Raw genomic sequence first — 11340 nt, 5'->3', positions numbered from 1 at the left:
GTATGGGGCGGGGCCAGGGGTTGGGCTGGGGTCGGACCGGTTTAGAAAGGGTGATCCTGGCCGATAGCAATAGCTTTGTTGTTGCTGATACTTATGGGCTAAGATTAGGTGAAAGACTGTCCGAACAGGAATTGGCGCAGGGTACAGCGATTATCGTTAATGGCCAGAGGGTGGGTACCTTGTGGTTGACTACTACAACCCCACCGGGTGTCCTGTCCCAGGAAGACCTTTTTACCCGCTCCGTTACTGTGGCGATCATCCTGGCAGGCATAGCGGTATTAATCCTGGCCGGCCTGGCAGGTTTTTTCCTGGCCCGGAGGATAGCCGGGCCCTTGAGCAAACTTACAAAGGCAGTACATAGGCTGGCTGCCGGCGGCTGGGAACAGCGCCTGGTCCTAACCGGCGATGAAGAGATCGTCCAGCTGGTGACAGCCTTTAACGACATGGCTGCCCGGCTGGAAAAATATGAGACCATGCGCCGCAACCTGGTTGCTGATGTGGCCCATGAACTGCGTACACCCCTGACCGTCCTGCGGGGTCAACTGGAATCCCTCCAGGCAGGAGCCCTGGAGGCAAAGCCGGAAGTAATAATGTCCTTGCATGATGAGATCCTGCGCCTCTCCCGGCTGGTTCATGATTTACAGGAACTGAGCTTGGCCGAAGCGAAAAAACTCCCCCTGCACCAGGAAACTTTCAACTTGGTCGAGGCAGTGCAGAAGGTGTTGAATTTCTTCCAGGTTGAAGCTGAAGGTAAAAATATTACTCTAACCCTCAATGCTGAGGGACAGGAAATACAGGTAAAAGGGGACAGGGACCGCCTTACCCAGGTCTTAATTAACCTCCTGGGCAATGCCCTGCGGTATACGCCCCCGCAGGGCCAGGTAGGGGTAACCATCAAGGAGAAGTCCGGCGAAGTTAGCGTTTCAGTGGCTGATACCGGCCCGGGGATCGCAGCTGCCGATCTCCCCTATGTCTTTGAAAGGTTTTACCGGCCCGATAAGTCCCGGAGCAGGGCCCAGGGGGGAGCGGGGCTGGGCCTGGCCATTGCCAAAGGTTTCGTTGAAGCCCATGGGGGGAGAATCTGGGTCGAAAGCCAGCCTGGCCAGGGTACCAGGTTTACCTTTACCATTCCGGTTTCCCGCTATAATAGTTCTTCATAATTTTTCCATAAGCTCGTCTAAAACACTAGTAGGTCGTGTCCTGAACCAGTTTTCGCCACAGCAAAACTTTATATCATGTATAAGATAAACTGATTAGACGTACAATCTTTTCTATGTTACATTCTTTTTGTAGGCTACACCCTTAATGAAGTAAAGTAAGGAGAAGAGCAATTATGATTAAGAAGTACGCCAACAAGGGTTTTATACAACAGCTGGATGGTACTTACGCTGTCTTAATTCATCCTCTCAACGGATATCTGGAACCCGAACAACTAGAGACCATACGTAGGCTGACCCAACAATACGGAAAGGCGAAGCTCACGGTTACCGAGGCTATCATGATTTACGGGATAAAACCCGAGGACCTTGACCAGGTGGCCGCAGAGTTAGAAAAGGTGCGCCTACCTTTGGCTGATATCGGTCCGGTGGTGCGAAATGTAAAAGTATGTTCCAGTCAGTATTGCAAGCACGTTATCCGCGATGTTACTCCTCTGGCAGCGCAAATCAATCAGCGCCTCACAGGGATGGCTACGCCGAAAAAATTTAAGATGGCCCTGAATGGCTGCCCCAATTCATGCGTGGAGGCGCAACTAAACGACCTGGGTATCATTGCTGTCCAGGACGGGTACTGGCTTTACCTTGGAGGCAAAGGAGGACGTCAAGCCCAATTGGGTACTCGGCTGGACATGGTTATCAAGGAAGAGTATCTAGTCGAAACTGTCGAACGGATAGTTAAGGGCTATCTTCAGGTTGCCCAGAACGAGCGACTGGCTGAAGTTATTAACCGGATGGGCCTTCTGCCATTCCTGAAGGTAGCACTGGCATGGAGTAGTGAAGGAATCAAGACGTGCATAGGCGCACGGTATTGTAAAAACGGTGTTGGTGATGTCCATACTATAGCGGAGCGCCTAGTCTCCTCCGGCAATTTACAAGGAAATATTACTATAAGTGGTTGCGGTAACGCATGTGCTGTGGACAACGAAGCACATTGTAATGTTGTTATTTTGAAAGATAGACTATGGGTATATAACAACGGCGATATGGATGTTGTTGATACGGACCAGTTACCTGAGTATCTTAAAAGAAAGGGTATTTTAAAATAACTCCAATCTGAGTTTAACAGAGAAGGGGTGTTGGGGTGAATAGGTTGAAAGTCCTTTTCCATGTTAACGAATCTGGCAGATGGCAAAGGGTTCTCGTGAACATCAGTAATTTTTTAAATGATGTTGGGCAAGGAAATGCTGACATCGAAGTAGTGGCCAACGGTGAGGCGGTTTCTATTTTCGGGAACAGGTGCCTCCTGGCCGGAGGTAACGGTCAGGGGGCAAGCTGCGGGACAGCTAATGGATCGCTGGTGGAGCAGATGAAGAAGTTATCGGAGATGGGAGTAAACTTTGTAGCGTGCCGGAACGCTCTCAAAGGCCAGTCTATCGATGAGGACAGCCTCCCCAACTTTCTGACAGTTGTACCAGCCGGCATAACAGAAATTGCCAGGAAACAGGCTGAAGGGTATGCCTACATCAAGCCTTGATTATGTGTCCACATGGAGGGGAAGTGAGAAACTTCCCCTTTAATGTAATTTGAACATGCAGCAATAAAAAAAGGCACGATCCAGCACAATAAGGGAGTAGTAAAATCGTTGTATTCTGATTTCCGAATACCCTGGTTTATTCCTGGTTGTCGCGGCCGTTTCATTTTGACTAAGGCAAGGTGGTGACGACAGCCTCGTTTGAATATGCTGATGTTCCCGCTAGATTGAAGGCCAGTACCCGGTAGGTGTAGGTGGTGTTGGCCTCGACATGGGTATCGGTATAGGCCGTTGCTCCCACCATCAGGGTGGTGACCCGCAAAAAAGGCCCGCCTCCCGTCCGGCGCTCCAGAACGAACCCGTCTTCATCCGCAGCGTTGTTTATCCAGTTAAGTTCAACCTGCCTTGGCAAAGCCGCCGTGGCCGTCAAACTTGATGGGGCTTCCGGAGGAGTTACAGGAAAGGCCGGGCGAACATCAACAAGGGCCATCATCCCGCCGGGGTAATCGTCGGTATTGACCAAGTGCAAAAGATCCCGGTCGTATAGATAATGCTCACCCTCCGGGGGCGTGAAGACCAGGTCGGCGCTCTGCCCGGCGCCTAAGGTTATCGCGTTCTTATCGTAAGTAGCGTCAAGCAAGGGACTGCGGCGGGGCCGGCCGTCCTCGGCCACAACGCGCGCCGGCCCTTCCTGGAAGGCCAGGGTGTGGGCTAGGAAGCCAGCATTAATTAAGCGGAGCAGTACCCGCTGGCCGACAAGGACAGGGACGCGGGAGGTGAGGGGTTGCGTGGATGTATCGGGTGGGGCCACACAGTCCGGGAAGGGGCGCCCGTTTACCAGCCAATACTGCGGGGCGTAGTTCAACGGGTTGTATACGGCGCCGGTGGCGATAACTTCGTGCGCCGCGCGGTCGAATTCGCTGAGCAGAATAACAGCCTCAACGTCGTAACCACTCCCGGTATCTGCCCCGTAGGCGGTATAATAGTTCGGGCTGGCAGGGTCGTCCCAGCCGGCCGGCCTTACGATGAGCGCGCCGTACAGGCCCATCTGGACCTGACGCTCGGGACTGGTGCCGCTTTCATAGCGAAAGGTACCCGGGCGGTAGGCGGGAAAACTATAGACCACACTCCTTCCTGGCGCGGCGAAGCGAGTGAGCGAAACCAGCCGGCCGCCGGCGTCGAGGACCGGTTCCGGGGCAATCTCCTGCCCCGGAAAAGTAAGAGAGACTGGTTCGTTCAGCATGTTATGAAGCGTTATTTCTACTACATCGCCGACCGTGGCTGCAAGCACAGGTCCCGGCACTTGAGGCGCGGCGGTCGGACTGGTAGCTAGACCCCAGATATCGGCGGGGAAACCACCGGGCAGCGAAACAATGCCCGGACGTGCCCAGAGTTCTATGCTTACCAGCATACCTTCATCTCCTTTCGCGAGTACTATTTGCACGGCTGTTTCTTTGCAGCCTGCCGACCTCCGGCCCGAGAGTACCGACCGGGAAGATGCCGATCATCGTCATCATCCCCCCGGGGAATTCGCCCCAGTTGGTGATCTGCGGTTCGGAGTGGGAGTGGAGCATAAAGTAGTACTCGCCGGTCACGTTGAGAGAAGTTACTCCTCTGGGTATGTCACCCTTTTGCCCTAAGTACGGGCTGCCACTCCACATGGTCCACCCGACGTCACCAATCGCCTGGTTCCGCAGGTTGGGGATCGGGGTGGGGATCGGGTTGGTCACCGGGTCATATCCCAGGCCGTCCCACTGGAAGATCTGGTCGTAGGTCTGGCCGGGACCCACTAACACCGTGAAGTGTTTGTGCGATAGGTCCTGAGTGCCGTTTCTTAGCAGCCGCCCGTCCAGCGCGACCACCCGGGTATGGTTCCCGTGGGGGTGTAGCGGGTGGGCATCGCAGCCAGCGCCTATATAGCGTATAAGGACCCGCTCGCCCGGTTCCGCCATAATCATTGAGCCGTATGGCTGCTGGGGAAGATAGGTCGCTCTATCGGGCAACATCGTATCGGGGGCGCAGCGCCCGTTAATCGTCCAGTAGCGAGGTCTGTAAGTGCTGGGCCGGTAAGGTTTGCCCAAGCGGACGGCTTCGTGTAGCACCGGGTCTATCTCCGCGACCACCAGCAGGTATTCGCGGTCGAATTCGGTGTCGGTTTCCGGGCCGTAGGCGGACCAGGTGGCCGGGTCGAGGGGGTCGAAGCCGGCCGGGCGAACGATAATGGCCCCGTAGAGCCCCATCGGCACTTGTTTGTTAATCTCCGTACCGCTGTGGTAAATATAGGTGCCCGGCTGGCTGGCCACGAAGCGGTAAATGACCGTCCCCTGTGGGGGTGCGTAATCGGTGAGGGACATGAGGCGCCCGTTTTCGTATATGGGCCCGACCGGTACCGCGCCACCGTTGGTCAGCCTGAACACCCCATTCTGGCCGGGGAACATTAGGGAAACTTTCTCGGGCAGTTCGTTGGTCAGTTTAATGGTGACGGTATCACCCTGGTTAACAATAATGGTCGGCCCGGGCAATTGGGCAGCCCGCCCCTTTTCATTCCGGTAGCCCCAGATGTAGATACTCGCCCCGTCGGGGGTGATGATATATCCGTCAACAGCGCGCAGGTGGATGGCCGGCGACCCGATGGCTGTAGCTTGTGTTGGCATGCATCCTCCCTCCTGGAAGTTGGTTGGGGGACCCCCGGCCGGTCCTGCGTTTAAAAGCCGGGCCCCGGCTGGGGCGGCAGGGTTCCGGCAGGGTATACAACAACGTGGGTCATCATCCCGCCGGGGGTAGCTCCCGCATTGGTGTTTTTATGGTAGCCCCTGTTGAAGAGCGGGTAAAGCGCCGGTTGTTGAGGTTCAATGATGACGTCGACCGTCTGCCCGGCGCCGAAATAGAGAACGTCCCGCCAGTGGGAAAGGTCCTCCCCGTGCAGCCCGCGCAACAGTCGGGCATCCCGGCCAATGATCCGCAGCGGCAGCCCGAGAATGGTGATGGCATGCTCTTCAAAACCGAGGTTTATGAAGCGCAGGAGCACCTTTTCCCCGGCGTTGGCCTGAATTAGGGCATGATAGGGTTGTTGGATGAGGTCGTCATCCGGCGCCGTATGCAGCGTGTCGGGGTAGGCGCGGCCGTTGATCAACCAGTAGGCCGGGCGGTATTCGCTCCAGTCGAACTCCTGGACCCTGTGCACCTGGTCGTGGGCCACCGGGTCGAGCTCCGATATCAGTAAAAAGTACTCCCGGTCGAATTCGGTTCCCGTACCCGCGCCGTACGCAGTTTTAAATAGCGGATTCGCAGGGTTGTAGTCGGCGGGACGGGCGATCAACGGCCCGATCATACCCATCTGAATGTGTTCCACCGGTTCAAAGTGGCAGTGGTACATATAGGTGCCGGGATCCCCGGGCTCGTAATAATATATGAGATCGCGCCCCACAGGTACCGCAATTGACGTCTCGGGAACGCCGTCCCACAACGGTATCTGGTTGGGGAAGCCGTGCCAGTGGATGGTGTGGGAGTCGTCGAGGTCGGGCCGTTGCGGCATCCCCAGGTTGGTAAGGGTCAGTTCAATCCGGTCGCCGGCTCTGACATCCAGGAGCGGCGCGGGTAACGTTGCCTTCCCCCGGCGCGCGAAGATCGCGTTTTCGGGGACCCCGGTCAGGTCCACGAAACCGAAGATATAGTGGACCGAGCCGTCGGGCATGGTGATGAAACTGTCGGTTGCCCCGTAATGCACCCGGACGAGCGTCACGTAAACTCCTCCCTGGTGAAAACATTTAGCGGGCCTCGTCGGCGCCGATGTCCACCCCGGCCCCCTGGGGTCGCGGCCGGTCGTCGAAATCGGTTAGCGGCGCGTTATAGATATTGCCGTTCACGACGAGGGTAGTGGTGCCCCGGTCGATGACCGGCGAATTCGGTTTCAGGTGGTAATCGCCCTGCAGTTGCGGTTCGACTGTTATAATTTTAACAGTCTTGAAGTCCGGCTCCATATTGAAGGCTACGGCCGTGACGGTGGTATCATAAGGCCTCACGAACGACGGGTTTACACCAACAATGTTGGTAGGAACGGGTACGCCGTACGGTTGCGACAGGCTGCAGTAGCGCGGGCTCAGCACCTCGGGTGCCGGGGTACCGAAGACCTCGAGATCAATTACATTTACCGGGTTCGGGTCGGCCGGTGCGCCGATGCCGGCGATACCGCCGCGGCCGCCGTTCAGGGTCTGATCGTACCAACCGGCCCGGTTATCCCAGAAGATGTTGTTGAAGAGGACCGGGTTGCTGAAGGTCGGGGCGTCTGGTGGCAGGCTGGCCTGGAAGGCGGCGCTGTTCGCCTCGCTGACAAGGCCCGCCCCGTGCGGCCGGCCGTCGCTGTCTTCGGCGGTGGCGGTGGTGATGTTCTTGGCGATGGTGTTGTTGACGATTACCACGTTGGACGCATCGTCGAGGGCAATCCCCCCGCCGAGGTCGGTGGAGACGTTGTTAGTGATGATGTTGTTATAGATGTTGATGCGGTGAGTACCTGCCCGGAGCAGGCGGATCCCGCCGCCGTCGTCGTTGGCCAGGTTGCCCTGGACGAGGTTGTTGTAAATGTCCACCGCCCCGGAACCAGGCGCAAGGGTAGCCGGCGGGATTGGCTGTTCGCCGCCTACAAAGATGCCCGCACCCTCGTCAAAGGAAGCGTTAAAAAGGAACTTGTTGTGGTGGATGCGCCCGCCGTGACTCAGCCCGAAATGCGAGAGGCCGCCGCCGTATTCAGCGGAGTAGTTGCCGCAGACCTCGTTGTGGTCGAATTCATACCCGTCGGCGCCGGTGAAGATCCCCACGCCGCCGGCCAGGCTGATGCCGCCGTTATTTAGGATGCGGTTGTGGTGGATGTGCACGCCGTCATTTTGGTTGTCACCGGCGTAGGGCCTGCCGATGGTGATCGCGCCCCCGAAGCCGCCGCCGTTGCTCATGATGACGTTGTTGCTGATCTCGAGGTAGCGACAGTAAGCGTTGGCCACAACGCCCCCGCCTTCTTCGCCCCGCGCACCGGTGATCGTCAGCCCGTCAATTTGCGTCGTAAACGCGGGGCCGAAGGTGCCATCCTTGGCTACTACCGTGATGACCTGGCCGCGCGGTATCTCCTGAGGCCCGTCAAAGGTAATGGCGGCGAGCTTTGTTTCCCATTGCTGCCGGTAGCTGGCGAAGAAGCGCCCGTCCAGCCTGGTAACCCAGGCCCCCATGCCCTGGAGTTTCACATTCTTGTAGATAACCGGGCTCTCGTAGTAAACGCCGGGATTGATAATCACCAGTGACCCCGGCGCGGCGCGGTCGATGGCCGCCTGGATGGTCGTACGGGGGGTGACGTTTACGATCGGGGGATCGTAAATCCCGGGGACCAGGACGTGGATGGTGATTCCCAATGTACCGGGGATACCGGCACTCGAGGTTATCACCATCTGGGCCGGGCCAGCAGCGAAGCTTGGCGGCACGTATGCCAGGATAAAGTTATCACGCCAGGCCAGGACACGGATGGCTCTGCCGTTAAGCGTCACTGTTCCTGGATGGGCACCGAAGTTACGCCCCCTGATGAAGATCAGGCGGTTGCCGGTCAAAGTCACGTAGACAGGATTAACGCTCCCGATCTCCGGTGCGCCGGTTGCCTGGCAGAGCGGCGGCCGCGAGAATTGCGCCCCCGGTCTTCCCACGAAGGCGGTGATGGGGAAAAGGGCGACGTCGGCATAGGTGGTTTTCCCCGGCCAGACATCGAAGACCATGGTCAAGGTCTGGTAGTTGGGATTATATCTTATATTGGGCCGGCCGGGATCGCCAGGGTCGTTGCCGACAACCAGGTACATCCCCGGGGCCACGCCGGAGGGAGTAGGTACGTTGCGGGTATAAGTGGACGGTAAGAGCACCTCAAAGATGCCGTTGGCGTCCGAATGAACGGTGGTGATCAACCGTCCCGTATAGTCCCGGATGCCGACCGGTGTATAAGGAATGCCGCGCTTTTCGCCGTAGTAGATGAAATCCGGGTCGGTTTCGATATTTACGTCGTCGAGGAGGAAGCCGACGATGCGCCCCGGCACCGGAACATCGGTATACAGGAAGAAGTCCGCCACTGCGTTTTGCCCTGGACTGACGGTTACTATTTTAGTATCGTATTTGTCGCCATAGTAAGGGGGCGGGGGCAGGCGGAACAGAGCCGCATCAGTAGCGCTGGCGGGTTGGTCCCGAGTGGTCGTCGAAAGAGCGACAAACCGGTCGCCCTGGCCGGTGTTCACCGCGCCGGGGTCGAGCACCTTGTACAGCGGTTTCGGGGAACCATCTGGCAAAAGGTTATACGGGTCGGCGGGTGGGACCACCTGCACAAGGTAGGTTCCTGGTGGGAGCGGCTTTTCCACGGCGCCTGGGGCCCCGAAGTAGGGATCGAAGCAAGTCGCGAAGGAGTAACCGCCGTCAAAGACGCCGTCCTTGATCTGGTTGGAGGCGTTGGGTACTTCGATGCAGCCCGGGTCAACGCTCCCGTCGGGCCGCACGCAGCCGGTTGGATGTTGCCAGGCGTCGGTCTGCACGGAGTTAATCAGCGTGGTGCTGCCGTCGTCATTCAGCCGGTAGAGGTTGACGGTTACGTTGGGGATGCCCGGTTCGTAGTCTTCAGCCACCGCGTAGCGGGGGTTGAGTTCGTTGCGCATCGTCGCGTAATAAACGATTCCCGAGATGCCCCCGTGGAGTTCGTCGTCAGGTGTTCCCACGAGCCCGTCCGGTCCCGGTAGCGGGTATTCCCGCATCCCCCAATCGATGCGGTTCGTTTTCGCCGCCCACGTCAGGACCGCCAGGGTAAGGGCGCGGGGATGGGTCGTAGTGGGCCGCGGCGGGGTGATCCCGTAATCGGGGGTAGCGGTCGCGGCCGTGCGCCCGAACCGGTCGAAGCCCAGTTCCGCCACGGCGAACCGCTCGAGTTCGAAAACTTCGTTGAAAGAGTAGCGACCGTCGAGATCGGTTACGGTGGCATACTGCCCACTGCCGTCTTTGAAGCGCGTGCCCACGGGAACATGGGGGATACCTTCCTCGATATAGTTCCCGGCGGCATCCGTATCGCGTACGCCGTTGCCGTTCTCGTCCCTGAATACCATGCCGCTGATCCAGCCGAACCAGCGCGGGATCCCGATATCGCCCATAGCAATCGTTTCACCCGCGGCGATCTGGACAGTACGGAAGGAGATGATGTGGTCGAGGGGTTCATCCCAGATGGCCATCTGGTAGAGGCCAGCAGGAACGTTGGTGATGGTAAAGGTTCCGTCAGGGTTGCCCCGGCCGGTATAGACCTGCTCGTCGGTGCGGCCGATATCGGTAAGAGCGATCCAGGGCCGGTCGACGGGCCCGCCGAGGGTCAGGGGTCTGACCGGCGGTGTGAACTCGATGATCGTACGGACGCGGCCGGTGATGGTGCCCGTTCCCGCTCCTGGGGCGAACTCCTTCGGTCTGACAAAACCGAACCAGACGAGGGGTGCCTTGAAACCCTCGCGCGGGCTGTACCCGTCGTTGCCTTCTTCAATCCAGGCGTCAATTACATGGGTACCCTCGATGGTTGTGGTCTGGATCCAGTCGCTGCCGTCGGGCGGGATCGCCTGCACCCCGTACTTGCCCGGCGGCAGGTTTTCAATGACGGCGTCGCCGTTTTCATCCGTCCGGATTATGCCGCCGGTGTTCGGCACCGGGATCGGTTTCCCGTCCGGACCGATAATCAGGTTGCCGACGGCGTCCCGCTTGTAAACCGTTCCGAGGGGGTTGCCGAAATAGTCGACCGTAACCTCGCCGGCGGCATCTGCAAGTACGATGCGGAACCCCGGCAGGCCGTGCTCGAGGGGGAAGTCATCCTCGCCGTTGACCGGGTGGATGTCTTCGAAAACGTGGACGCGGATTTTGGCAAGCGGCAGGGGGTGGGGCTGCAACTCGACGGTCAGCGTGCTGTCACGCGTCAGATTGATCCAGTTACCCCCGAGCTTGTAGCCGGGAGCCAGGACGGAGACGAGGTATTTGCCGGCCGGCAGGGAGACGGTGGGTTGCCTGGAGTCCCCCGTGGCCACGACCGCACTGTGACTGGCGCCGGGCTTCAACGAAGGCCAGTTGGCCGGATCGGGGTCGAAAGGATTCCCCACGTTGTCCTGGTTGACGATAAATTTGAAATTCGTTATGCGTATACCTGTACCTACTTGCGAGACAGTTACTGTGAGTTGAAAAATGCCTATTTGTTTAGTGGGACTTCTATTGGATATTACTGGTTGCTTTGTAATAATATCCATATTGTCCCAACCTCCAGTTAAAACTCTGGATTATCTTATTCTTATTATTATAAATTGGTTACTGAGGGTAGAGATAGAGTTATGATTGTGGTAGGGATAGTGGTGCTGATCGTACGGCTGGTACAAGAGCCCGGTGGCGGACGGCGGACAGGCAGTCCTATAGATATGAAATAGAACAGGGAGGCGATACCGCTTCCCTGTTTACGATTTTGCCTTATAGTACTTTTTGGCAAAAGCCGCCCCAAGCTATTTTACTGGGGCGGGATTTGCGGCTCGGAAAAGGACGGTGGTTGCGGGTCATGCAGGGAGGACCCCACATAGTTGCCGGGTGTGGACAGGTTAAAAAAGAGCCGGGCATCCTTGTCCACACCCC

Annotated in this window: 7 protein-coding genes; 3 read left to right on the top strand and 4 right to left on the bottom strand. The window is 57.8% G+C overall.

Annotated features, from left to right (window positions below; genetic code table 11):
* From MOST_RS01845 to MOST_RS01835, 3 genes are all read left to right on the top strand, one after another.
* Positions 1 to 1160: sensor histidine kinase (locus MOST_RS01845; protein WP_106007004.1), on the top strand; the 1160-nt coding region annotated here is incomplete at its 5' end.
* 173 nt (positions 1161 to 1333) lie between these two features.
* Positions 1334 to 2263, top strand: coding sequence for a ferredoxin-like domain-containing protein (locus MOST_RS01840; protein ID WP_054937337.1), 930 nt, complete (start codon positions 1334 to 1336; stop codon positions 2261 to 2263).
* Between the two features lie 35 nt (positions 2264 to 2298).
* Entirely contained in the window at positions 2299 to 2691 is a 393-nt protein-coding gene (locus tag MOST_RS01835; RefSeq protein WP_054937336.1) for a DsrE family protein, read from the top strand.
* Positions 2692 to 2860: 169 nt separating this feature from the next.
* Here the strand turns inward: MOST_RS01835 and MOST_RS01830 are convergent, their stop codons facing one another.
* The 4 genes from MOST_RS01830 to MOST_RS01815 are packed head-to-tail and all read right to left on the bottom strand — an operon-like array spanning position 2861 to position 10967.
* The gene (locus tag MOST_RS01830; RefSeq protein ID WP_054937335.1) at positions 2861 to 4099 is read right to left on the bottom strand and encodes a multicopper oxidase domain-containing protein; all 1239 of its coding nucleotides are present in this window, start codon (positions 4097 to 4099) and stop codon (positions 2861 to 2863) included.
* A 4-nt stretch (positions 4100 to 4103) separates the two neighbouring features.
* A complete protein-coding gene (locus MOST_RS01825) occupies positions 4104 to 5342 on the bottom strand; it encodes a multicopper oxidase domain-containing protein (RefSeq protein WP_054937334.1) in 1239 nt (412 codons plus the stop codon).
* A 50-nt stretch (positions 5343 to 5392) separates the two neighbouring features.
* Positions 5393 to 6430, bottom strand: coding sequence for a multicopper oxidase domain-containing protein (locus MOST_RS01820; protein WP_106007003.1), 1038 nt, complete (start codon positions 6428 to 6430; stop codon positions 5393 to 5395).
* A gap of 25 nt (positions 6431 to 6455) precedes the next feature.
* Positions 6456 to 10967, bottom strand: a complete 4512-nt coding sequence (locus MOST_RS01815) for a choice-of-anchor Q domain-containing protein (protein WP_129588640.1) — start codon at positions 10965 to 10967, stop codon at positions 6456 to 6458.
* Positions 10968 to 11340: the final 373 nt, after the last annotated feature.

This window comes from Neomoorella stamsii (assembly GCF_002995805.1).
Classification (GTDB): Bacteria; Bacillota; DSM-521; order Neomoorellales; family Neomoorellaceae; genus Neomoorella; species Neomoorella stamsii.
This window is presented reverse-complemented; position numbering and strand designations above follow the sequence as displayed.